The organism is Pirellulales bacterium, from assembly GCA_035656635.1.
In the GTDB taxonomy this organism is placed as follows: Bacteria; Planctomycetota; Planctomycetia; order Pirellulales; family JADZDJ01; genus DATJYL01.
Genome location: DASRSD010000057.1, coordinates 1 through 24535 on the forward strand (window position 1 = coordinate 1; position 24535 = coordinate 24535).

Consider the following 24535-nt stretch of genomic DNA (forward strand, 5'->3'; position numbering starts at 1 on the left):
GGCCCAGCGGCACGTAGTGCAACAATTGCAGACTTGGAAAGCTCTTGGTTGTTTGAGACCACCAAACCGGCCTGTTGCTGCAGGGTAAATCCGTATCCCTGGGTACTATCCATCGCAAGACTTACAACAATTGATAACAAGCCCGTCATCAGTGCCGTGCGCACTTTGCATCGCATGGCTACACTCCTTGATCTGAGTATACGGGTCACCGAGTGGAAGAATTCTCCACGACCGCGGCAACCACTGCTACAGATAGTAACCGCTACAGATCGACGATAGTGTAAAGAGTTTGTAACGAGCCGCTTAGGCTACACCAGCAGGCAAATTTGCCGCCTTTTATTTTTCATTTTGCTTTTTGTCGGCGGCTTCTTTGACAGCCGCTTCTTGCGCTGCAAATTCCTCCAATTTGGCGGCGACGTCGCTATTCCCTTTTTCAATTAAAGCAGCAGTGACGTTCGGATTTGGTGTGGCAGTGCCGGAAATTTCACCCCGTGCCCACTTAATGGCGGCAAGAAGGCAATCCCGGTAACGAGGGTCGGCCCAAACGCTCTCGTTGTGTCCGAGGCTGATGTAGAACACTCGGCCATCGCCAAACTCCTTGCACCAGGCGATAGGAACGTGATAGGGCTGCGTGATTTTATTTTTTACGTCCTTGTTAAACACCGAGTGGCCGATGTCCAAACTCATCAGCTCATGAACTTTTTCCGGTTGCCAATTTTTAATTTGATAGATCTCATCCGTAATCGTGAATTCCTTGCCCCAGGGCTTACAAATGGGATGTTCGGGATCGTCGACGATCACGGCCACTTTGCTTTTGCTCGTCCACGGATGTTGGTTGAACGACCCGCCAATCATTTCCCAATAGGGCTGGTAGTCTTCTAAAGTATCCGTCGCGGAGTGCACGCCGATAAATGCATGTCCTTTTTGTTTCGCCCAGTCTTTACAAAGGTAGTCCAAAATTGCATCATCGACCGGCCACTGTTTTCGAGTGCCGGTGGTGTAAAACATCACAATGTCATAATTCTGCAAGTTTTCCTTCGTAAGATCTTTCAGAACATCCTGAGTGCAGTCGACCGTGAACAAATTGCTGGATTTGGCCCAATCGGTCACGGCCTGTTCCGCGGGAGCAAGCTGACCACCTTTACGAGTAACTGCCGAATGTTTGAATCCGAAGCTTTGCGTGACAAACAGAATGCGCGCCGGCTTGCTTGCAGATGAATTCGAAGAGTTTTCTGCCGCGGGCAGATTTTTGAGGACGACAAAGACAACTACGAGAGTTGCGGCCGATAACGCCCAACCCGCAAATCGAGAATGCAACATGAGGGATGCTCCAAATCGCGAAGATTCGCTTGGTTTACGCATTTAGACTACTTGGAAATCGTAACAGCACCATTCCATAAGTTCAACTATGCCAGTCGGTTGAATGGGGCAGTTGTGCCAGAGGCGAATCCGGCCTGCGATAAGTTGGCATTCACGCAATACCAACGGAGTGATATTGTTCTGTCGCATTCTGTGCTTCGCAGGGATACCATGGTGCGATCAGCGCATTCACAAAGGTTCGCGCAATGAGCGTATTCATTGGAACTAAACGCCTAGCCTCCAAAAACCGATCTCCTTTGCGCCGAATGGGTGGACAAGCAGCGATTGAAATACGAGAGCGACCGAACGCCTGGCGACTCGTCATTCCCACGGTACTAATTGCTGTGGGCTGTGCAGCGCTGGCAGTCGACATGCCTTTGGCTCGATGGTTTGACGCACGGAGCCTGCCGGGGTTTTTCAAAAAGAGTTTTGATTTGGCTGAAGTGTTTGGCCACGGCCAAGGCGTCGCGGCAATTCTATTGACCATTTGGATTTTAAGTCCACAACTGCGAAGTCGGTTGCCGCGTGTCATCTGCTGTGCATACCTCAGCGGCCTGGCAGCTGATGTCTTGAAATTATTTTTGGCGCGAAGCCGGCCGAACACAATCGATTTTTCTGCTATGCACAGCGTCTGGAAAACCTTTGGAACGTGGTTGCCATTTTTCTCCAGCAGCGGGCAACAGAGCTTTATCTCCGCACATACTGCAACGGCCATCGGCTTAGCGCTAGGATTATTCTGGTTGTTGCCCCGCGGCAAGTGGCTGTTTGGATTCTTTGCGTTGTTGGTTGCGCTTCAACGGATCGCAGGGCCGTATCATTTCGCTAGCGATACGTTTTGGGGCGCCGCGATCGGTTGGCTGGTTGCCAGCGCCTTCTTGCCCGGTGGATGGCTCGCGTCTCGATTCGATCAGGTGGAAAGCAAATTAGCGCTACGAGGAACCGACGGTTCGCTCTGACGCCGATCGACATTCAAAATACGCATAAACCCTCCAAGGGCGCATCACAGGCTGGTGTGATCAGCCTGCAGAGTCTGTCGGCGTTATCTATAAGCCCATTGATAAGCTGCGTAAATCGCTTTGGGTTTATCAGTTCCATGAACTTTGCTGACTGTTTGCAAGCCTTGGAATGCCAAGGACTTAGCGTTCTTGGCCAGCTCTAGGAATTAACGCGGAAAATTCGACAATTCCGCCGTTTCTAGGCCGATAATCAATGATGAGTGTAGCGGACTTTCAGAAGTTGCCGGTTGAACCCGCCTCGATACGGCAACCATCGCCGCTTTGCCAATACAAGACTATGGCGCACGGTTATCTCAAGGAGAGAGAAAACATGGCACGGAAGCCTTTCCATTGGATGTTGCGAACGGCACTGGGCTTAGCTCTGCCGATCGTTTCGACCGCACTTGCGGATGAAAAGCCGATTTCGATCCGTCCGCAAACCACTAACGATTCGGCCGTAATGCATGCCGTTGACAAGGAGGCAAGCCCTCCGAGCGCCAGCGCTCCGACCGAAGCCGCTCCGCTCAATGCAACCGAAAATGCAGAAACCACGGAAATGGAAAATGGAGTAGAAGTGATTCGGGAGCGGTTTTCCAATTCTGCCGTGAAGGTCGAGCGGCACGTGACCCAAGATTCTGAAGGAAACTACTACAATCACGGCTTATGGACTGAATGGGACGAGAAAGGCCGCTTGGTCGGTAGCGGAGAATATCGCTATGGTAAACGGCAGGGCCGGTGGCTGCGTTGGTATGGCCAATCCGATTCGCCAATGTTTAATGGCCCGTTATACAAGGACTTTCAATCACCATTCATCGGCGAAGCCAATTTTGAAGATGGTGTTTTAAACGGCACTTGGAAAATCTTCGATTCAAAAAATCGCAAGGTAAGCGAGTGGGAATTCGATCACGGTGAACGGACTGGCAAGAGCGTTTGGTATTACCCCAGCGGACAAAAACATCGTGAAGTGGATTATCGCGCAGGCCAAATCGACGGCGAAGTAGTGGAGTGGGGACCAGATTACAAGGTCACCTCGCGCGAAAAATACATTGATGGTCGCCATTTGGCCGAGCAGGACGATTTTTACTCCCCAGGCCAGAAACGGGCCGAAGGATGGATTTTGTTCGCCAAAGAAGTTACCAAATCGAATTACGATTTTTGGAACGGAATTGCTTCGACGCAAGTCGTTAGCACGGAAGGCGTCAACCAGCGTCATGGCTTGTGGACCTGGTGGCACAAAAATGGACAGAAACAAATGGAAGGTCGCTACGAAGCCGACCAACCGGTGGGAAAATTCTCGTGGTGGTACCCCAGCGGTCAAAAACAACTGGAAGGCGAGTATTTGGCTGGCAAGCAACAAGGCAAATTCATCTGGTGGCATCCCAACGGCCAAAAGCAGCTAGAAGGCGCTTACATCGCTGGCGTGCTCACTGGAAAGTGGACTCGCTGGAACTCCGAAGGGCACGTGGTGGAAGTGGGCGATTACACCGCCGACGGCAAGCAGCAACTGGTTCAGGAACCTCACCAATTGCCTAACGCCGAAGAAGCCACTCCGAATTTGGAAGCCGTGCAACCTGTCGGACCGGGTGGCTCTTCACGGCTCAAACGTTAAACACTCACGCTTGATAAAAGTGTCGGCTTTCGCAGCGCATGGATTGCCATGCATTTCAGAAAAAATCAAGCAAGCAAAAAGCCCAGGGCCACAATCCCTGGGCTTTTTGTATTGCAATCAGAATGATAAGTCAGGTTCGCGAAAATGAAACAACTGCCGGTGCTAAGACGCGCGAACCCTGCGGCGTCGGGCCGCGCTCCAAACGAGGGGCAGAGCCAAACCCAATAACACGAGCGAGCTCGGTTCCGGCACCGGGGCATTGCTGCCTTGGCCGTTGAGCAAGTTGTTAATCAAATACTGCACGTCCATGTTATTAATCAGCCCGTCGTGATTCTGATCGAGCACCGCGTCCATTTCGTCGGGATTCAAGGTGATGCCATACGGATTGGTCGTCTGATACCCGGTCAAATTAACCAGCGCCGCTTCCTCGGCAATAATGTCTCGGGCGTCGTAATGACCGTCGTTATTTACATCGCCGGGCAGCGTGAACGTAACCGCTGGAGCATTGACGGGCTCGATTTCTCCATTGCCGCCCGACTTAAACATAGCGCCAGTTCCAAAGCCGGAAAAATTAATTTGAGCAAGCTGACTGCCATCAAGCGTGCTACCATCATCGACGGACCCTACAAAAACATGATCGAGGCCGGGCGTCCAATTGTTGATTGTTAACGTAGCAGTAGAATCCCAGGTAATGGCCTGATTGGTCGTGCTACTGGCGGCAAATTGAACAGTCCCGCTGTTGGGACGTCCGCCCAATCCCAAATCAATAGTAGAATTCGTTGGAATAGGAACGCTGTTGACATCCACACCGTTATCTTTCAGTGTCATCGTTCCTTCACCGATATTATGACCATGCGTGGCTAATGTGCCTCCCTGGAAGGTGAACGGCACATCAGTGACCGTCGGCCAGTCTGCGGTAGCATTGAGCACTCCTCCCAATAACTGCACTCGCACCTCTTGAGCCGTGTCGCCTGGTGTACCACGGGAAAATCCTCCGGCGCCGACATTGAGCGCACCCCCGGAAACCAATACTGCCCCGACGCCGCCAATACCGCCGGCCGTTCCACCGAATTGGATTTTCTGCACGTTGGCAACGCCTGTGCCGCGAACGAGCATCGCTGAGAAGCCAGCCACACTGGTTTGACCAATTTGAACACCGGTAGTGGTTTCCGTGGAGGTATACGTTCCACCATTAACATCGAGCACGGTCCATCGCGGAGCTGTTGCAACCCCGGTATTGCTGACACCAATAGTGGTTATTCCGGCAACATTCAGACTGCCGTTATCAACGCGAACCTGAGTCGTTGAATTAGCGGCCCCTGAATTAAGACCATCATTCAACGCGCCGGTCACGGTGACGTTGCCGCCGTTTACGTATAAGCCGACAGTAGTCAGGGTGGTGGCTGTGGGAGTGGTGGGGTTGGACCCAGCCGGAGGAATTGGCGTAGTAACTGCGGATGCACTATTTACGCGATTCATGCTAATGCTTCCTGCAGTCAAAGTGCCGCCGGTCACATTGACCAGGTAAGCAGCGTCGCGGCCAGTACCCTGATCTCCTAAATTCAGAGTTGCAAAATTAGCCGCACCCGTGGTGACATTGAGTGTGGGATTCGAGTTGTTATTAGTCAACAAAGCAGTGCCGCTGGTGGTAATCGACCCGCCGTTAACGGTTAATATGGAGGCTCCGCTCATGTTCAGCGTCGTGAGATGGTCGAGCTTGCCACTGGCATCCAGTGTCAACGTGCCGCCGTTGACTGTCACCGCGCCTGACATCGTGTTGTTGGCAGTCAAATCTAAATTGCCTGCGCCGCCTTTAACTAAGGCCAATGTCCCGCCGGTACCATTATTTAAATGACCCCCATAGGTGGTATTCGCCGCCAAATTCATCGTGATGGTGCCGGTTCCCACGTTGCTGGTAATGAGCGTGGTGGTATCGCCCGAAAGTGAGCCAATGGTGCCAGGATTTCCATTCAAATCCAATATTGTATTCGCCGCCATCACAAGGTTGACACCTGTGGGAAGCGCAGTGCTGTTGTTCAATTGCAAAGTTCCGGCATTAAGATTAATTCCGCCACCGGTGGCGGTGCCGAAAGTATTTCCCGTAGCAGGCTGGAGCGACAGGATGCCACTGTTGTTCTTATTGAGCGTGCCCGTGGCGCCGCTAATATCATTAAAAATCGTTGTGTCACCGGAATGGTTGACATTCAAAACGGTATTCGCACCTAAGCTGACGCTGCCCGATCCGAATGAACCGGTCGTGGTGTTGTTGCCAAGTTGAATCGTGCCGTTGTTGACCGTTGTTGTGCCGGTGTACGAATTGTTGGCAGTCAGAATTAATGTTCCCGCGCCATTTTTCGCTATGGACCCGCCGCTGTTGCTGGGCGCATCGCTGATCTGGCCAGTTAACGTCAAATTGTTTCCGTTAGTGTCAATTGTGGCCGTAGTATCAGTATCTACATTGATGGCGTTGTTCACCGAAAGATTCGCTGCGTTGGAGCGTATGGTGGGCGATGTTAACTGCCCGCCCATGAACTCGATCGAGTTGGCGCCAAAGGCTTGGCTACTGCTAATGACAACAACGCCATCAGTAATCGATGAAGCGCCACTGAAATTGTTTCCAGCGCCCGACAATACCAGCGTGCCGGGGCCGAGTTTGTTGATTCCGCCCGCGCCCGCAACATTCCCGGACAAAGTAAGCGTACTGGCGGCCAAAGACACATTTACATCCGTGGTCGACGTAAGGCTCATGAGGGCATTAATTGTATGGGAACCTTGCGTTACCGTAATCGATGCATTGCCATTTCCACTGTTGTCCATGAAAACGGTATTCGCGCTATTGCCTATCGTGTAAGAAGTGGTCGCATTGCTGAATGTAATAGCGCCAATTGTCTTTGAACCGCCATCTACAGTCACCGTCAAAGTTGGAACATTAACGGTCGTTGTAGCTCCCGTACCAAAAGTGACTGAAGCGCCGACGCCGTTTGGCACCGTATTCGATGACCAATTCGCGGCAGTATTCCAATTTCCGTCCGTGTTAAGGTTCCAGCTTGCTGGCGGCGTGCCGCCAATAACCAATTCCAGTTCGTTTCCAACTTCTGCGAATTGATAAGTCAAACCGGGCAATCGATTAAGAACATGGGGATTGCTTCCGCTGGCCGTTATCCATGTGCTATCAAGTGAATTGCCCTGATCGGTTCCGGTAAAAGCAATCAGGTTATATGTTCCCGGCGTCGTCCACGCTGAGGTGCCGCCTGCGGTAAAAAGATGGAAGGCCGCATTGCTTAGACCATCCAACGAAAATGCATTGTTGCCGGTCACAATGGTTTGATCATAGGATGACGTGCTGGCGAACTCATAATTCAACAAATTGTCGGCGCCAATTGTCAAGCCGCCTATGTGTAGCACTCCCACGCCGCCCGAGCCTGGTGCTAAAATCCCTCCACTGCCTGCGTTTCCATTGCCAGTCGCCAAGGAAACTGTTCCGCCAATTGTCCCTGTGCCTCCGATGGTCGCGCTCGCCGCAACAGAGACGCTGCCAGTTCCGGTCGCCGAACCCGTTGCATTATTGGCCAGTAATGTGCCAGCACTGAGTGTTGTGCCTCCGGTATAACTACTGTTTCCGGACAGAGTAAGTGTTCCGACACCGGTTTTCGTTAATGCCAAATTGCCGCCGCCGGTTCCATCGCGCAAGACCCCGCCATAGCTGCTGGGCGAAGAGACCGTGGTATTGATTGTTAAAACTGCGTTACCGCTGCCGCCGTTTTGTACAACCGGACTGCCGACAGTGGCATTCGAGTTTAACCCGGCCAAAGTAATGCTGTTATTATTGAGTTGCAACGTAGCGGTACTGCCAGCCCCAAAGGCTACCTTAGTAGTATTGGCACCCAGCCCATTCGCGGAATTAAGCAAAGTCGTTCCAGCATCCAAGGACCAAGTCCCTGCATAGTTGCTATCTGCAATTAGCGATACAGTCCCGGGACCTGCTACGTGAAGCACAGTTGAAGCAGCGCCACCGGTAAGATCATTTGCGCTATTGCCAACCGTGAAAACATCCGTGCTCTGGACCGTCGAAATCGTCACACTGGAGGCGGTTGCGCCAACATTAATTCGTCCATTCGTTGCTTCGCTGCCATTGGATTGTATAGTCCCGCCGTCGTTCAGGTTCAGCGAAATGCCGTCATTGATAGTGATTGCCCCGGAGATGGTATTATTTGCCAGTTGTAGGATGGCCCCGCTATTAATAGCGACCTGATTTGCATTAAGCGTTGCACTCTGACCAAGAGCATTACTATTCTCCGCAATCAGCATGCCTCCTGTGATGCGGATGCCATTAGCGACATTCGTGGCACCGCTTCCAGTAAAGTTATTGTTTCCTGCCAAAATCCAGGTGCCGGTACCAGTCTTATCGATAATGTCTACGCCCTGAACCCCGCTTACATCTTGCATATCGGAAGCAATGATGTTATTGCCGGTGTTCGTACCGGTAAGGGTTAAGGTATCAGGACGGCCGTTGGCGTTGGTAAGCACAAACCCGCCGAAAAAGGAGTTGTTGTTCGCTATTGTTGGTGTGCCCGGATTGGTAAAGGACAGCGTGGCCGTGGTTGGTACAGCATTATTGATAAATGAAAATGTACCGTTGGTGCTGGAAGGGGCTCGGACCTGAATTGGACCTGAAATGACTTCGGCACTTGTTACCGTACTCGTCATTTGGATGTTGCCGCCATTACTGACATACAGCTGGGCTGTCCCATTAGCCTGGGTGCCCGAAGAATTTGCGACCCCGATGTAGTACGCCCCAACGTTGGCCGTGTCAAATACAATTCCAGAAATAACGCGTCCCACATCAATTTGAATTGGATCTGTCGCTCCACCCAGTGTGCCAACACCCTGGGTGCCATCAGCCAGTGGTGTATTGAAGGTTGCAATATTAGCGTTTTGCGAGTTGTTGGACCCACCATTTGTTGCCCCTGGGGGTCCACCGGTTCCCCAATTTGCAACGTTGGCCCAGGTGTCGTCCGTTGGAGTGGCCAACCACGTTGCGCTAGCCGCTTGGACAGAACCCACGGCCGTCAGCATGGTCAGCGCGATGAAGCCAATCAGAACAAACAACTTCCTGAGTACCAGCGTATTCATAGATCGCTCCAGATTTGAAAACTGCCTGAATGCTGCGCGGGAATGAATTCCAATGAACGACAAAAAAGACCGACGTTCTCCACGGGCCTGCCTGGACACCGATGGACTGAACGAGTCGTAATCGATGACCGTAGTTTCTGCGCTGACTGCACGGTCTCCCCCCGGAGATCACGAGAGCGAGTAATACTGTGCGCCTAAACCTGTTCCCCAAAGACAGATATATTCCCAGAACCCCGAACGCGTTGTGCAGTCAATATAATTGGAATCTACAGACTGGTCAATAAAAACGTTAAATTTCCAAAAAACATTTGTAAATCTCGCCTACAACCTCCGAACGAGTACTCCATCAATCCTCTGGGGTCCGCTTATTTGCAACCAAGAAGATTAACATGGCAAGTAAATCAGCTTCTAGGTCAAACTTTCCGGGGGTTGCGAATGAAAACTGCTCCTAGACTGAATGCAGCGGCCAGTAACAAGCCCGCAGGAGGCTCTGGCACCACACTGTAAATGGCGATGTCGTTGCCGCCCGTCAACGAGCTGCCGGCCTGGCTACCAGTCCAATTGGCGAGATAGGTGATTTGACCCGTATATCCATCTCCTAAACTAACAGTTCCCCCTTCTGTCGTCCCAGAGAAAAGAGTGGAAAATGAGCCAGCGTCAGCCCGGCTGAGAATGTAATAAATATCCGACGGGCTGGGCGTAAATGCGTTGGCCAGTGACAAGCTCAGCGTAGAAGCACTGTTTAAAGAGACCGCTCCAGCAGCATTGGTGAAATTCAGTTGATCGTAATTTCCGGGCGTGGCGCCGCCAATTTCGGTCAGCAGACTGCCGGTCGTGCCAAACGTGGCACCGGTTGCCGCGCTGACGGTTAATACACCCGGAGCACTGGCTCCAGGAGCCACGTTTCCGTTGGCGGTAAACGCCCCGGTCAATGTGGCAGTGCCTGTGCCGCCGATTGTTGCGTTTGCGGCTGTGGTGGAACTAGCGGCAGACAGAGCGCCGTTTTCTAACAGGGTACCAACATTTACAGACAGCGCGCCCGCCACACTTTGCGTTGCTCCCGACAACGTTTGCACGCCGCTGCCTGTTTTGGTCAGACCAGAACTGCCACCGGTTAACGAAATACTGCCTGAATAATTAACACCAGTGGCGTTATTGTTTCCGATGGTAAGTGTGTGGCTGTTGCTGCCTGCTTTGGTGATGGTTCCTGAGCCCGACAAACCGTTAATGTTCAAATCCACATTGTTAATATTCAATGTGCCGTTATCGATTACATTTCCCGTTCCACTGCCAAACGGCAACACATTGGCCAACGAAATTCGCAAAAAACCGCCGCTGGAAATGGTGGTGTCGCCGTTGTAGGTCTTCGCATTAGTCCCGAAGATAACGATGGCATTTGCAGCACCGCTGCCAGTGATGTTTACACCCCATGTTTGCCCTGCCGATGCCGTGATCCCGCCATTGACAATAAAGCTATTGGTCGTGTTGGTCGAATCATTAAACGTCGCGGTGAACGATCCGGTAGAACCGTTGCCAAGTTGGATGGGAGCATCGACAACTAGCAAACCACTTGTCGCCGTCAGCGCAACGGTAGCGCCCGAAGTATCGGTGGAAGTTAAAATCAAAGTGCCAGCAGGTGATCCCGCCTGAATATCAATTCCCTTGCCACCGGTTCCAGCTGCAACATTGACGCCGCCTACGGTTTGATTGGTTGCGTCGAGAGTCACTGCATTGCCGGTGCCCACCAAAGTGCTAATGAATGTCGCCTCGTCACCCGCGCCGGGTAGGCTAGGATTACTGCTCCAATTTGCTGGATTGTTCCAACTTCCCGCGCCCGTCGGAACCCAATTGACTGTCGTTGCCTTTGTCGTTCTGGAGCAAAGGGACGTCGCAACGAAAGCGATTAGAAAAAAGATGCCAGAGACAACCATCGGCAATTTTTTGGTGTGGCGGTTGGTTTTGCCGCTTTCCAGATCAGCCGTCAGGAAATGAGCGAAAAACGCATTGTGCGGTTGCGTGTTCTCGCCTTGTGCCAGAAAGGCATAGAGCGACGAAGCAGAATTCATTGGCGTTCTCCAGAGATGCAGTTCACGAGTAGCAGGTCAATAGCCAAATGGCAAAATAACTCTGCTCTTCTCTGCTCTCCGGTTCGCCTCCGAATGTTCCAAGCGCGGGCAAACTTCACTCGGTTTATCGGCCGGCCATGGATGGCCCCACCGGTCAGGCCAATCCAGCGTTCCCCCGAAATTAGCCTTCTCGTCGGTGCAACTATAGTCAAACATTACGGTGGGGTCAATGAAATGGAAGGGGTTTTCGAGGCCCATAACAAAGATGGCCTAAGGCAGAATGATTACGTCTCTCTGGGAAACTCACAAGCAACGCCGGCTCGACAAAGAGTACTTTCAAACACTCGATAAGCGGCTGATATTCAAGCTCCCATTGCTCTCCAAGTGCAATTACCGAAGAATGTTATGGAGTTTGGGGGCCAAACCCTGAATTGCCATTTCCGGTCGTAACTCTCGCTTGCCAGCGGGGTTAAATGGGTTATCCCAGATTATGTACTGACCATGAGGAACGGAGAATTGAGCAATTGTAAATATACTGGGGAGATGGGACTTAACTCTCTGGGAAAGAGTTCTTCTCGTTGCGAGTGGTAATTCGTTAACAACACACGGTGGCGTGATGCGACAAATGCGTATTTTTATCTGCGCGGCAATCGGAATTTGCATGCTCCTGTTGGCTCCCGTGCTGCGTGCCGCCGACGCCACGTTTGTCGGCGCGCTGGCTTTGGCGAGTGATGACACGGTGGCCAAGCAATTGGGGCTTTCCGAGGACGTGCGATCAGCGCTAGATCGCTTGATTAAGCAGCGTGAAGATGACGCCTTGGAGTTGTCGCAACAAATTAAAGATCTTCCGAACGACGAACGTGTCGCTAAGCTGACGGCCTTTCGTGAGGCATCGGAACAAATGGGACTGAAACTGCTCACAAGCGATCAACAAAAAAAGCTGCAACAACTTCGATTAGCGCACGATGGCTTGGCTTCCCTGGCCGATTCAAATATTGCCAAACAGCTGCAACTTACTGCGGACGAGCAAGCCAAAATTGCCGAGATTATGAAAGACCGCGAAAAGCAGCTTGCTCGCGCCACCCCGCAACAGCGCAAAGCGGTAACTGCCTATTACGAGCGTGCTCTGGCCGATGTGATTACTCCGGAACAGCACACGCAGTGGGAATTGCTGGTGGGAGGCGCTAGCGCGGACATTGGCAAACCAATGGAAAGCGACACAAAGGTAAACGATGGCTCAGCGAAAGCCGCCGGCGTCGCTGCAACGGAGCCCAAATCGGACACGACCTCAGCAGCTAAATCGGGAAGCGCAGTGGCCGCATCGCCAGCCACCTCCTCGAATTCCGCTGCACCGGCCAACTCAAGTGCGTCTGCAACCAATGCCAGCAAGCCCTCGGGAAAATCAGCCGGCGGTTTGAAACGGACCGAAAAAGGTGAAATCCTCTTCAATTTCCGCTATGCACCGTGGAAAGACGTCCTGGAGCTGTTTGCCGAAAAAGCTGATCTGTCGCTGGTAATGGATCAACCTCCGCCCGGCACATTCAACTACCAAGATGACCGCGGGTACAGCATTCAAGATGCAATCGACGTTCTTAACAGCGTTTTGCTTACTCGCGATTTCACGCTGGTCCGCCGCGACCGCATGCTGATGGTCGTCAATCTGAAAGACGGCATTCCGCCCAATGTCGTCCCCATGATTACGCCGGACGAATTGCCACAGCGGGGCAAATACGAATTAGTTTGCGTGGCTTTTCCAATCAATAAGCTCAGCGTGGATGAAGCAACGCAAATCATTAATCCCTTGCGCAGCTCTCAAGGCGCATTTCAGGGAACCATTGTCCCCTTAACGCAAGCCCACGAATTGTTAGTGACCGATACGGGCGGCAAGCTGCGCACCATGAAACAAATTCTCGATCGCAGCGAAAATCCGGAATTCCTCAATAGCGACGGGTTGCGGCACTTCGAAACGCATTACGCGACTCCCACGGACGTGCTTACCATCGCCAAGCAGTTGCTGAATATTCCTGCCGACCAAAACGCAAACGCTTCCGGCTCCTTGCGGATCATGTTGGAGCCCGGCGGTAAGCGCATTCTTGCCAGCGGCCGGCCGGAAATGATCGATCGTTTTGCCGATATTATCAAAATGTTGGATGTTCCTGGAAAAGGAACAGAAGCCTACGCCGACGAGCAATTGCAGTTTGAAGTGTATCCCATTACGTCGATCGATCCCAAGCTGGCGATGGCGGTCATGCAAACACTTTTGGCCGGTCATCCCGACGTGCGGCTAAGCCAGGTGCCGGACACGGGCACCTTGTTGGTATTAGCGCGCCCCAGCGAACACGCCACAATTCGCGCGACGCTCAATCAAATGCAAAATGAGGGGCAGAAAGTCGATGTCATTCAACTTCGAGAGTTGGATCCTGAAAAGGCTGTCGTGGCCATCAATCGGCTGTTCTCCGGCGGCGACGAAAAATTGGCTGCCAACGCCCCGAAGGTGGAAGCGGAAACAACACTGCGGCGCCTCCTGGTGCGCGGCACCGATGCTCAAGTGGCCCAAATCAAAGCGATGGTCGTCAAAATGGAAGGGCCCGAAACAGATATTGGCGGCGCTACGGATCGTGGCAATATTCGTATGCTCCAGCTTTCCGGCCGCCAGGGCCGCGCAGCATTGGAGCAGTTGCAGCAGCTTTGGCCGGCGACGCATGTAAATTCCATTCACGTCATTACCCCCAGCGGCGGCTATCCGGAAGTTCGCCCCAGCACTAATAGTGGATCGGGGTTGTCGCCCGGGGGCATTATCGACGAGCGCCGTCCTTCGCAATCGCCGGCGAACGAGGAACCGCCCGCTTCATCTTCTTTGAATATTCCCAATCCAAAGGCCAGCGAAGCGGCCTCACAGACACCCATTTCCCCGGTCCGTCCTAGTAGTGTCGCCCCATTGAATGGAAGTGAAGGGGATCATCATAAAACCACAAAACCAGATAACTTTGAAAATCAGAAATCGATCATCGTTCCACACGATCGCACCACGCGCATCAAAACGGCCCATTTGCAATTCGTCGATTACACGGAAGAAGCCAAGCCCACGGGCGATGTAAAGACGCCGCCTACGAGCACATCTGCTCCAGCAGCAGCCCCCACGACGAAAACTACTCCGGCAACCACACCGCCTGGCTCTTCAACTCCAAAAATGGAAGCCAAAGAAGCGCCCTCAAAAACAACTATTCCTCAGGGAGAAGAAAACAAAGATCAAACTGGCGCAGGACAAAGCTCCACGCTTAAACTCAAAGACAGCGACAAAGCCAGTGTCCCGGGAGCCCCCATTGTCATTGTGGTGGGCGCCAGCGGGGTGATGATTGCCTCAGAAGACAAAGACGCTCTGAACGATTTCGAAAAACTGCTCTCCGCGCTTGTCAGCAAACAATTTCAAGGACAGCGTGAGTACACCGTGTTTTATTTGAAGCACACTCATGCGTCTGTGGCGGCGGAATTGTTGGGACAAATTTTCGGCGGCGGCACCATCTCGGGCGGGAACGCGGGCGGAAATTTGGTCGGAGATTTTGCTTCTCGAGCAATTGGCGGCTTTGGCGGCGGATTAATCGGCGGCTTGCTGGGCGGCGATGGAGAGGGCAGCAATCCCGCGCCGGCTGGAATGGTCAGCGGGGCGCGCGGCACCGGCGGCCCAGTCGATATTGTGCCCGACACGCGGCTCAACGCCTTAATTGTTCAGGCCAGTCCGACCGATCTCGATACCATCGAGCAACTTCTCCACGTACTCGATCAACCCGATAGTCCGGAAGATGTGTCGCTAGTTACTCGGCCACGGATGATTCAGGTTTACAACACTTCCGCCGACGCAATTGCCACGAACCTCAAAGAACTTTATGCCGACCGCCTCAACGGAGCCGCTGGGCAGAACAGGCAAATCACTCCGCAAGATTTTATTACCGCCATGCGCGGTGGCCGCGGTGGCCGGAACGGCGGCCAGAATGGGCAGCAAGATGAACAATCGAAAATGAGCATTAGCGTTGACCAGCGCAACAATCGCCTATTGGTAGACGCGCCCGACTCGCTGTACATCGAAGTCGAAAAGCTCGTGAAGGAACTGGATCAACCTTCGGAAGAAGATCGCGAAACCACACGCTTAGTTACGCTGAAAGCCACCAACCCGGAATCGATGAAAACAATGCTACTTTCTGTGCTGGGCGATCAAGCACACACCAGTACTTCTTCCACGACTTCCAGCACGTCTTCGACCTCGCGCACGGCAAACAACAATAATCCTGCGGCCGGACAAGTCCCCGGCACAAACGGATTTGGAGGACGCCAGCAATTCGGCGGGCTTGGCGGTTTTCCTGGCGGAGTTGGCGGTTTCGGCGCGCCCGGCGGATTTGGCGGCTTCGGTGGTCAAGGTCAAGGCGGCGGCGGATTCGGTCGTGGTGGCGGTGGTGGTGGCGGCGGCTTTGGCCGAGGCGGTGGAGGAGGCCAAGGGGGCGGTGGTTTTGGCCGCGGAGGCGGCGGTGGTCAACGAGGGGGCGGAGGCGGCGCCAATTAGCCGACTGTGTTACATCGAATGCGCACTCTATCCGCGACGAATACAATCTCGCTTACGCTCAGCCGGTAGAAACCAAATGCGCGGGCCGGCCGAACTACTTCTTCGGCGGTGATACTTTAAGAACTTCGTCCGGGGTGATTACCCCGTCGCCGTTCAGGTCGTATTTGGCAAATTCGGCCAGCTTTGCTTCGGTCCAAGTCGAGGCGAATTCGGACATGGTTACTTGTCCGTCTCCCTTGACATCATCGGCCGCAAACCAGTCGGGCAGTCCATCAGGGAGGCGCTCTTTCGGCGTCAAGAAATGTTTGCCTGTGCCGGAACTGGCGGACCGGCCGCCGGTATCTTGTCGTCTTCCGTACCCGCGACCACCTGGGTTTCCGCCCCCCGCATCGCTCGGCGCTGCGGCACTTGAACCACGATTGTTCGCCGCGGATGCCGCGGAATTGCTTTCGTCGGGACGATTCCAATTTTTTAATCCGTCAACTAATTCATCGAGGGTAATTTTGCCATCGCCGTTTTTATCGTAACGGGCGGGGTTGCCGCTAATCATCGAATTCTGCGACCATTCCTCTTTTTCCAGCACGCCGTTGCTGTTTTTATCGTACTGCTTCATCATGCTGGTCGCATAGCCGCGAATTTTGGCGTCTTCCGCTTGTGGATTAGAGCCACTCGACGAACCGGTGCTGGACGTGCTACTTGCAGTCCCGCTGCTGGTCGCAGAGGCGGCCTTGCCATCGCCGGTAAACGATGCGGTCACCATGGCCAATTCTTCGCCGAATCCGGGCACCGTGGGCGACGTGTCGCCAGCTGTTTCGCCAAACGGCGGAACCAGCGGGGGTGTTGAATCTTCTTTTTTGCTATCGCGAGAGGTCTCGTCGGAATTCGCAATGCCGCCGGGATTGCGCCCCTCATCGCCGCCCCGATTGAACCGTCCGCCTCCCCCTTGATTGCGCATTTGTTCGAAGGCTGCCGTTACTTTTTCAATGGAAACTGGCGCGTCGGTGCTTAGGCCAGCACGTTGCAGCATGACTCGAGCTCGATCGTTGAGTTCACTCGGTTCGAGGATTCCATTGCCGTTGGCATCAAGGCGACGGAGCATATCCGTGACATTATTCATGCCGCCGCCCCCGCCGAATCCACCACCTCCGAAGCCGCCTCCGCCTGGAAAGCCCCCTCCGCCAAAGCCACCCCCGCCAAAGCCTCCGCCGCCAAATCCTCCACCGCCTGGAAATCCACCCCCGCCTCCACCACGCCGACCAAATCCACCGCCGCCCGTTCCATCTGCCGGGGCCGCGCCACCAAACCCTCCACCACCAAAACCGCCTCCGCCAAACCCTCCGCCTCCAAACCCACCCCCGCCGAAGCCTCCGCCGTTAAATCCGCCCCCGCCGCGGCCCCCTCGACGTCCAAAGCCCCCGCCTTGTCCGGTGTCTCCCCCTTCATCGCGTTGGGCAGAACGGCCTCCCCGGCCACCACGATTGTCCCCGCCGGAATCCCCGGATTCCTGGCAAAAAGCATATCTTGCCGCCCCAACCATGGCAGCGATTACGAAAACTGTTAGTAATTGGTTAGAACGTGTCATCGTAGTTCGATTGTAACTCCAGAACATGAAACCACCTAACGGTGTTTTAGGTTCTGGTAAATTGCCCCGAATCAGGGTAAAAATCGTGGCTGGCCCACGGAACCTAATTAGGCGGTTTGGGGTTTAAGTGGTTGCCCGCCGTGTAGGTGGGCGGCTGGAGATGCGCGCAGCGAAGAGGCACAGAAATCTGGTCGCTGCGGAGGGACCAGCAATGAACAATCCAGCGGATTAATGTCGCGAGAGGTTTTCCCAATACCCTGTGGAGGAGTTATCGTCATGAGAACTAGCATTCATTTGTTGAAAGTTTGCGTAGCAGTAGCGGTGTGCGCTACGGTGGCGCAGGCCCTGGCCCAAGGCCAAGGCGGAGGTGGACGTCGCGGAGGTTTTGGCGGCGGCGGGTTTGGAGTTACCCCCCTCCGCTTGTTGCAAATTGAGCCCGTTCAAAAAGAACTCGCTTCATCTGACGACCAGAAGTCACAGGTTACCAAGTTAGCCGACGATGCTCGCCAGGCCCTTGGTGGTGGCGGTGGCGGCGGCAACCGACCCACACAAGAACAAATGCAGCAAACCCGCGACGACCAAGCCAAGAAAGTCGCCGAAATTCTGCTGCCCAATCAACAAGAGCGGTTGGATCAAATCTTGTTGCAACTGCAAGGCTCCCAAGCTCTGACCGAAACCAAGGTGGCCGAAAAGCTGCAATTAACCGACGATCAGAAAAAGCAGTTGACCGATCTGAACACCGAATATCAACAAAAGCGCCGCGATTTGTTCGGCGGTGGCGGCGGCGGTGGACGGCCTGATCAAGATGCCATGAACAAATTGCGGACTGAACAAACCGACAAGGCCATGGCAATTTTAACTTCTGACCAAAAAGATCAGTTTACGAAGATGGAAGGCACCAAATTCGATCTCGATCCGTCGCTCCTCCGCGGTGGCATGGGTGGCGGCAATAATGGTGGCGGTCGCCGTAATCGCAATGGCGGCAACGGAGGTGGTAATAATGGCGCCAAAGGCAACGGTCAGCCGGACGCCTGATACAAGCCGATTTTGCTTTATTTTGTCGGCTGCCAGACGCTGACGAAAGCAAATCCACAGAAACGAAAAGATAGGACTATCACCTCGCCGCCCAAGATGCGAAAATGGTCAAGCCACGCTTGGCTGTTTCGCATCTGGGCGGCGCTGGATTTATCTGCCTATTATTTTCGTCATCGAAACCGCTGATTTTGGCGCTCTGGGTCTTGAAACTGAATCCAAGGCCGACTGGGTATAATAAAAGTTTGGGGGCAGGCAAGTTGCATTGTGCTGGTCCCTCCTGATTCGTCCCTCCCCTCCCACACACATTTCGGTCACCCGCCCATTCATGGATGCTGCTGATATTCTCGTTCGTCGCGGATTACTTACGGATCGCCAACTGGCGGAGGTTCGCGCTGCGCAAAACAATGGCACACAGTTAGAGCAGTTGGCCGTGCAAATGGGCTATTGCACGGAGGAAGCAGTGCTGAAGGCGCTGGGCGCTGAGGTGGGCTTGGATTATATCGATTTGGCGGAAACGCAAATCGACTTGTCGCTGCTGAAAGATTTCCCTCCCAAGCTGCTTCATCGCCAGGCGCTGTTTCCGGTGCGCCGCGAGAACGGCAGTCTTGTAGTCGCCACGGCCGATCCCTTCGATTTGTACCCACTGGACGAACTCAGCGCGTCGACCGGCTTAACGGTCGTTCCCGTGCTGGCCAGCCGCACCGAGATTGCGAAGCTCATCAAAACACATTTGGGGGTGGGGAGCGAAACCGTCAGCAGCTTGGTTTCGCAAAGCGACGACAACGTGGAGCTGTTGGGCGAAATTGAAACCGATGGCTCCGAGCTTTCCGAAATGGCGCAGGAGGCCAGCGTCATTCGGCTGGTCAACGAAATTCTGCTGGAAGCCATCGAAACCAAAGCCAGCGACGTGCACATTGAACCGCAGGCGCATGGCCTGTGGATTCGTTATCGCATCGACGGCTTGTTGCATCCGCAGCCGGTGCCGCCGGAAATAACGCGCTTTCAAGCGGCGATTCTTAGCCGCTTGAAGATTATGGCACGGCTGAACATTGCCGAGAAGCGATTGCCGCAAGATGGTCGCATTAAGCTCCGCGTGCGCGGTCGAGAAATCGACGTCCGCGTTTCCGTGATTCCCATGATTCACGGCGAGGGCATCGTGATGCGTATCCTCGACAAAGGCGCCATGGAGTTCAAGCTGCAAAAGTTGGGCATGGAAGATGATTTATACAAAAAATTCCAAGAGTTAATCGCCTTGCCGCATGGAATCGTCTTGGTAACCGGTCCGACCGGCTCCGGAAAGACGACCACCCTGTATAGCGCCCTGTTGGAAATCCGCAGCGACGACACAAAAATCATCACCACCGAAGATCCCGTCGAATATCAGCTCGAGGGCATCAACCAAATTCAGGTGCACACCAAAATTGGGTTAACCTTCGCTGCCTCGCTAAGAAGCATTTTGCGGCATGACCCAGATATTGTCCTGGTAGGCGAAATTCGCGACCAGGAAACCGCGGAAAACGCCATTCAAGCATCGCTTACGGGGCACTTGGTATTTAGCACCTTGCACACCAACGATGCCGCCGGGGCTTACACCCGTATGATCGACATGGGGGTCGAGCCATTTCTTGTGGCCAGCACCGTCGAAGGAGTGATGGCGCAACGATTGGTGCGCCGGCTGTGCTCCCAATGCAAGGAGGCGTTTGTGCCCACCGAAACCGATTTGCCTTCTGACTTTCCGCGAGACAAACTGAAAGAAATCGGCGGGAAGTTATATCGCGCACGCGGCTGCCGGGCCTGCCGAAACTTTGGTTATGCCGGTCGAATGGGTATTTACGAATTGCTGATTACCACTAACAGAATTCGCCAATTGGCCCACGATCGTTCCAGCACGTGGGAAATTACCAAAGCCGCGGTGGAGGACGGAATGATTTCGCTACGGCGCGACGGCTGGCGAAAAGTGCTTGCAGGCCGCACCAGCATTGATGAAGTAGCGACCGCTACGAAGGGAGACATCACGACATTTTCCGCGATGCATTAAGTGCTCCGCGGTGTTAAGTCTGTGAGTGACATGCAAACTTCCTAAATGATCCTTTCTGATTGCTAACCCGCCAAGTTCAATGCCTGATTTTGCGTACATTGCCCGCGATACCACCGGAAAGAAAGTGAGCGGTCTGCTCACGGCGCCCAGCCGCCGCGATGTGGTGGCGACGCTTGGCAAACAATCGCTGTTTCCCCTGGAAGTAAAAGACGCACAGGCGGGAGCTGCAGTTGCACAAGTGCGGCGGGGGCGTAAAGTCAGGCCGCAAGTGATGGCGGTGGTTTACGCACAATTGGCCGATTTGCTTCGCAGCGGGGTGCCGCTGTTGCGAGCGCTGGAAGTGGTAAAAAATCAGAGTTCGCAAGCGGCCCTGAAGGAAGTGATGGCCGAGGTATATTCCGCCGTCGAAGATGGCACCAACATTGCCGACGCCATGCAAGCCAACTCTCGCGCTTTTAGCGAAATGGCCATTAGCATGGTTCGGGCAGGAGCCGAAGGCGGATTTCTGGAAGATGCGTTGGCACGCGTGGCACAATTTACTGAGCAGCAGCAAGATTTGAAAAGCCGCACCAGCGGCGCGCTGGCCTACCCGGCGTTTTTGGCGGTGGTGGGCGTGGCCGTCGTGTTGGTGTTAGTGGTGTTCTTCGTCCCTAGATTCGAGACGTTGTTTGCACGCTTGCGCGACCGAGGAGAACTGCCGGCGTTGACGGATATTTTGCTCTGGGTTAGTCATACTCTGGGGCATTGGGGCTGGTTAGTGCTGATCGTGTTTGTCGGCGTAGGCGCCTTCGTTCGAAAGCGATTGTCGACCGAGGCCGGCCGTATTTGGAGCGATCGACTGAAATTGCGCTTGCCAGGCATCGGCCGAATTTTCCAAAATTTGGCCGTGGCACGCTTTTGCCGGGTATTGGGTACGTTATTGCACAATGGCGTGCCGATTTTGCGGTCGCTGGAAATTTCCAGTGCTGCCGCCGGCAATCGGGTGTTGGAGGCTGCCATCAAGGAAGCTGCCGAGAACATTTCCGCCGGGCAATCGCTGGCTAAGCCCTTGGGGGCCAGCGGTTATTTTCCGCCAGAAGTCGTGGAAATGATTGCCGTGGCCGAGGAATCGAACACCCTGGAAGGCGTGTTGACCAATATTTCCGATTCGCTGGAAAAACGCACTTTTCGGCGGTTGGATTTGATCGTCCGGCTGTTAGAGCCTCTCATGCTGTTGGTGATGGCCGGAATGGTCTTATTGGTGGTCATCGCGCTGCTGATGCCAGTGCTAAAGATGAGCACCACGATGTAAAATCGAACTGTAAACTCGAACCCGAATTGCCAAACATTTTGCCCAAATTCAAGCGCACAGTCCCGGTTTCCGGGGTTTAATGATTAGACGGTTTGGCAAGTTTCACTACCAACAAGTACACCCATCACGGGTTATCCAATCATCCATCAATTTTCATGGGAGCTAAGACAATGAGTGCCACGGGCGCACGCCGCCAAGATCGGGCGGCATTTACCTTGATCGAAGTGTTGTTGGTGCTGGTGATTCTCGTAATCATTGGTTCCATCGCGGTGACTAACATCATCGGAGCAAAAGCAAAGGCCGATCGTAATGCGGCGAAAGTGCAGGTCGATACCATTTCCAAGGAGTGCGACCGCTTTGCCCTGGATATGGGCAGCTATCCCAACAGCCTGGAAATGCTGTTCACCAATCCGGGCGGCGCCAAAGCCAGCGAATGGGCCGGACCGTACTTGGATAAAGAGATTCCGTTGGATCCATGGAACAACCCGTACCAAATTCAATTTCCCGGGGGGCGGCATCCCGACCGAGTTGACATTTTCTCTTGGGGTCCCGACGGCCAGGCTGGCACGCAAGATGACATTTACAACGACTAACCCGGCAGTTGGTCGCCGCCGTGGCGGTTTCACACTCATCGAATTGATGCTGGTGCTGTCGGTGTTGGTGGCGTTTGTTGCCCTGGCGTGGCCGACGATTACTCGGGCTTACGAAAGCAGCCGGCTAAAAGGCGCCGCGGAACAAATTCAGGCGGCGTTTGGGCATGCACGAATTCAAGCAATGACGAACGGCGTTGCGCAAGTCTTTCGCTTTGAGCCGCAAACGCCCCAATACACGGTTAGCGCTTTGCAGGACGGCACGGAAGCTACCGAAAGCGACGACAATTCCGCATCTACATCTTCCGTAACGATAACGCCAGCAGCAGGCGCAGCTTCTGCGACAGCCACGTCGACAATGTCGTCTAATGACAGCGGCGGGGGTTGTAACTATCAATTGCCCGACGGATATGCATTTATCGAAGGAAATCGTGTACTGGATGCGCGCGCCGCAGTTTCCGAAAGTGAAATTTCCGGTGACGGCTCCTCCACCACCACGCCGCCAATTCTGTTCTATCCCGACGGAACAACATCCGAAGCGACAGTGACCATCGGCAATCAGTATGGAGGCCGAATTTCCGTTTCGCTCCGCGGCCTGACCGGCGTCGCCCGCATGAGCGACGTTTTCAGTGGGGAGCCCGCGCAATGAAAAGGCCCTCTTCCACCCCCGGCCGCCCGCGCGATGGCTTCACGCTGCTGGAAGTCATTTTGTCGTTGGCAATTTTAGCCGGCGCGGTTGCCACATTGGGCGAATTAATTCGCAGCGGATTAGCAAATGCCCAATCTGCGCGCGATTTTACCCGGGCCAAAATGCTGTGCGAAGGAATCGAGGAACAAGTGGTGGCCGGCGCGATTTCTCCCAGCGGCAGTTCCGGCACGTGCGATGACGACCCGCGCTGGCTGTACTCAATTTCCAGCGAATCCGACCAACCTGGTTTGCTGAATCTGCAAATTACCGTCTCGAAAGATGTTCCGCCCGATCAGCACACCGTGCAATTCACTCTGTGGCGCTGGATGATTGATCCAAACATAGCTTCGGAATCGAACGATACGACAGATACCAGCTCTTCCACGGGTACCGGCTCGACCAGCGGCACCGGCACGGGTGGCTAAATATGAAATGCCGCTGCAAATCTCCACGGGTTAGCCCACGAGCATTCGCTTTTCGCGTGATGCCGAAACGGGCCGGCGGCTTCACGTTACTGGAAGTGCTTCTGGCACTGGGATTGAGCGTGGTGGTCATTGGGTTAGTAGCAGCAGCGGTCAGAGGAACCCTGCGGTTGGTTGATACCGGCCGAACCAAGACGGAGCGCGATCAATTGGCCCGCGCCATTATGACCAAAATCACAAGCGACGTCCGCGCCACGATCCGCTACGAGCCGTTCGATTCCAGTGGAATGATGACTTATCCCAAAACCAACAATTCCACCTCGTCGGGAAGCCAATCGGATGGCAGCACCACGGGGACTACCAGCACCACAAGCACCACAGGAAATACAGGAAGCAAAGGCAGCACCAGCAGCAAGGGAGGCAGCAGCTCATCCTCCGGAAACAGCAGCAGCGGAAGTGCCTCAAGCAGTTCGGGAAGCAGCTCCAGCTCCGGCAGCAGCAGTTCAACGACGCAAACCATCGCCGGCCTGGTCGGAGATCAATATGGATTAATCGTCGATGTCGGGCGTCTGCCCCGAATTGACGAATACGCGCCCACCGACACTAGCGGCAACGGCAATTCTTCGGTGCCTCCCAGCGACGTGCGAACGATCACTTATTTTCTGGCTGGTTCCACGGCCCCGGTCTCGCAAGTCATTTCTTCCAGTAACAGTCCGGTGGACGGCTCCGGCTTAGTTCGCGCAGAAATGGACCATGCCTTTTGGGAATTTGCTAATTTAAACGGGCAATCGACGCTCGAAGGCGCAACCATTGTTGCACCGGAGGTTTTAGCGCTAGAGTTTTTGTACTTTGACGGCGCCGAGTGGGATACCTCTTGGGATACAACCCAAAACGGCGGACTGCCGCAGGCCATTCGAATTTCGATGATTATCGCCGACCCTTCGCATCTTGGACAAGCCGATTACACGCCGCCGCAGTACGCGTCGATTTCCGATGCCGCCGCCCAAGATCCCGACAGCGTGTTCACCACCGTCGTACGCCTTCCGGCCTGCGATTCCATTCAATTGCCCGGCAGCGGAGGCCAATCGTCGGGTTCCAGTGGTAGTTCAAGCTCCAGCTCCTCGACCGGCAGTAGTACGGGAACAGGCGGCTCGCAAGGGCCGTAAAGGAGA

At 54.1% G+C, this 24535-nt stretch carries 15 protein-coding genes; 10 read left to right on the forward strand and 5 right to left on the reverse strand.

All coding sequences use genetic code 11. The features are described from left to right. Positions 1-336: 336 nt before the first annotated feature. Positions 337-1362 (reverse strand): ThuA domain-containing protein, encoded by a 1026-nt coding sequence (locus VFE46_05140; GenBank protein HZZ27374.1) that lies wholly within the window; start codon positions 1360-1362, stop codon positions 337-339. Between the two features lie 203 nt (positions 1363-1565). On the opposite strand from VFE46_05140, the gene VFE46_05145 reads away from it, so the two are divergent. Next, positions 1566-2315, forward strand: coding sequence for a phosphatase PAP2 family protein (locus VFE46_05145; protein HZZ27375.1), 750 nt, complete (start codon positions 1566-1568; stop codon positions 2313-2315). 370 nt (positions 2316-2685) lie between these two features. After that, positions 2686-3963: a hypothetical protein gene (locus VFE46_05150; GenBank protein ID HZZ27376.1), complete on the forward strand. Its 1278-nt coding sequence runs from the start codon at positions 2686-2688 to the stop codon at positions 3961-3963. Positions 3964-4125: 162 nt separating this feature from the next. Here VFE46_05150 and VFE46_05155 read toward each other — a convergent pair whose 3' ends face one another. Continuing rightward, the gene (locus VFE46_05155) at positions 4126-9096 is read right to left on the reverse strand and encodes an autotransporter-associated beta strand repeat-containing protein (protein ID HZZ27377.1); all 4971 of its coding nucleotides are present in this window, start codon (positions 9094-9096) and stop codon (positions 4126-4128) included. A 413-nt stretch (positions 9097-9509) separates the two neighbouring features. Continuing rightward, positions 9510-11162 carry a hypothetical protein gene (locus tag VFE46_05160; GenBank protein ID HZZ27378.1) on the reverse strand — a complete coding sequence of 551 codons (1653 nt, stop codon included), beginning with the start codon at positions 11160-11162 and terminating at the stop codon, positions 9510-9512. A 661-nt stretch (positions 11163-11823) separates the two neighbouring features. Here VFE46_05160 and VFE46_05165 point away from each other — a divergent pair. Beyond that, positions 11824-15717 (forward strand): secretin N-terminal domain-containing protein, encoded by a 3894-nt coding sequence (locus VFE46_05165; GenBank protein HZZ27379.1) that lies wholly within the window; start codon positions 11824-11826, stop codon positions 15715-15717. A 94-nt stretch (positions 15718-15811) separates the two neighbouring features. On the opposite strand, the gene VFE46_05170 is transcribed toward VFE46_05165, so the two are convergent. Then, positions 15812-16834 (reverse strand): EF-hand domain-containing protein, encoded by a 1023-nt coding sequence (locus tag VFE46_05170; protein HZZ27380.1) that lies wholly within the window; start codon positions 16832-16834, stop codon positions 15812-15814. Beyond that, positions 16831-17235: a hypothetical protein gene (locus tag VFE46_05175; protein HZZ27381.1), complete on the reverse strand. Its 405-nt coding sequence runs from the start codon at positions 17233-17235 to the stop codon at positions 16831-16833. Before VFE46_05175 ends, VFE46_05170 begins: the two co-directional genes overlap by 4 nt. Positions 17236-17575: 340 nt before the next feature. On the opposite strand from VFE46_05175, the gene VFE46_05180 reads away from it, so the two are divergent. From VFE46_05180 to VFE46_05210, 7 genes are all read left to right on the forward strand, one after another. Continuing rightward, positions 17576-18334 carry a hypothetical protein gene (locus VFE46_05180; GenBank protein HZZ27382.1) on the forward strand — a complete coding sequence of 253 codons (759 nt, stop codon included), beginning with the start codon at positions 17576-17578 and terminating at the stop codon, positions 18332-18334. A 325-nt stretch (positions 18335-18659) separates the two neighbouring features. Continuing rightward, positions 18660-20372, forward strand: coding sequence for an ATPase, T2SS/T4P/T4SS family (locus VFE46_05185; protein ID HZZ27383.1), 1713 nt, complete (start codon positions 18660-18662; stop codon positions 20370-20372). A gap of 79 nt (positions 20373-20451) precedes the next feature. Continuing rightward, on the forward strand, positions 20452-21663 hold the full coding sequence (locus VFE46_05190) for a type II secretion system F family protein (protein HZZ27384.1): 1212 nt from the start codon (positions 20452-20454) through the stop codon (positions 21661-21663). Between the two features lie 170 nt (positions 21664-21833). After that, complete coding sequence (gene gspG, locus VFE46_05195) at positions 21834-22256, forward strand: type II secretion system major pseudopilin GspG (GenBank protein HZZ27385.1); 423 nt, start codon at positions 21834-21836, stop codon at positions 22254-22256. Continuing rightward, a complete protein-coding gene (locus tag VFE46_05200) occupies positions 22237-22902 on the forward strand; it encodes a prepilin-type N-terminal cleavage/methylation domain-containing protein (protein ID HZZ27386.1) in 666 nt (221 codons plus the stop codon). The genes gspG and VFE46_05200 overlap by 20 nt, the downstream gene beginning before the upstream one ends. Continuing rightward, positions 22899-23366 carry a prepilin-type N-terminal cleavage/methylation domain-containing protein gene (locus VFE46_05205; GenBank protein HZZ27387.1) on the forward strand — a complete coding sequence of 156 codons (468 nt, stop codon included), beginning with the start codon at positions 22899-22901 and terminating at the stop codon, positions 23364-23366. Before VFE46_05200 ends, VFE46_05205 begins: the two co-directional genes overlap by 4 nt. A 59-nt stretch (positions 23367-23425) precedes the next feature. Next, a complete protein-coding gene (locus VFE46_05210) occupies positions 23426-24529 on the forward strand; it encodes a hypothetical protein (GenBank protein ID HZZ27388.1) in 1104 nt (367 codons plus the stop codon). Positions 24530-24535: the final 6 nt, after the last annotated feature.

Bases quoted from the DNA above. Each gene is read 5' to 3' on its own strand.
- gspG (HZZ27385.1), top strand. From the start codon at position 21,834: ATGAGTGCCACGGGCGCACGCCGCCAAGATCGGGCGGCATTTACCTTG.
- VFE46_05150 (HZZ27376.1), top strand. From the start codon at position 2,686: ATGGCACGGAAGCCTTTCCATTGGATGTTGCGAACGGCACTGGGCTTA.
- VFE46_05140 (HZZ27374.1), bottom strand. From the start codon at position 1,362: ATGCGTAAACCAAGCGAATCTTCGCGATTTGGAGCATCCCTCATGTTG.
- VFE46_05170 (HZZ27380.1), bottom strand. From the start codon at position 16,834: ATGAATAATGTCACGGATATGCTCCGTCGCCTTGATGCCAACGGCAAT.
- VFE46_05155 (HZZ27377.1), bottom strand. From the start codon at position 9,096: ATGAATACGCTGGTACTCAGGAAGTTGTTTGTTCTGATTGGCTTCATC.
- VFE46_05175 (HZZ27381.1), bottom strand. From the start codon at position 17,235: ATGCTTTTTGCCAGGAATCCGGGGATTCCGGCGGGGACAATCGTGGTG.
- VFE46_05185 (HZZ27383.1), top strand. From the start codon at position 18,660: ATGGATGCTGCTGATATTCTCGTTCGTCGCGGATTACTTACGGATCGC.
- VFE46_05210 (HZZ27388.1), top strand. From the start codon at position 23,426: ATGCCGAAACGGGCCGGCGGCTTCACGTTACTGGAAGTGCTTCTGGCA.
- VFE46_05200 (HZZ27386.1), top strand. From the start codon at position 22,237: ATGACATTTACAACGACTAACCCGGCAGTTGGTCGCCGCCGTGGCGGT.
- VFE46_05180 (HZZ27382.1), top strand. From the start codon at position 17,576: ATGAGAACTAGCATTCATTTGTTGAAAGTTTGCGTAGCAGTAGCGGTG.
- VFE46_05165 (HZZ27379.1), top strand. From the start codon at position 11,824: ATGCTCCTGTTGGCTCCCGTGCTGCGTGCCGCCGACGCCACGTTTGTC.
- VFE46_05145 (HZZ27375.1), top strand. From the start codon at position 1,566: ATGAGCGTATTCATTGGAACTAAACGCCTAGCCTCCAAAAACCGATCT.
- VFE46_05205 (HZZ27387.1), top strand. From the start codon at position 22,899: ATGAAAAGGCCCTCTTCCACCCCCGGCCGCCCGCGCGATGGCTTCACG.
- VFE46_05190 (HZZ27384.1), top strand. From the start codon at position 20,452: ATGCCTGATTTTGCGTACATTGCCCGCGATACCACCGGAAAGAAAGTG.
- VFE46_05160 (HZZ27378.1), bottom strand. From the start codon at position 11,162: ATGAATTCTGCTTCGTCGCTCTATGCCTTTCTGGCACAAGGCGAGAAC.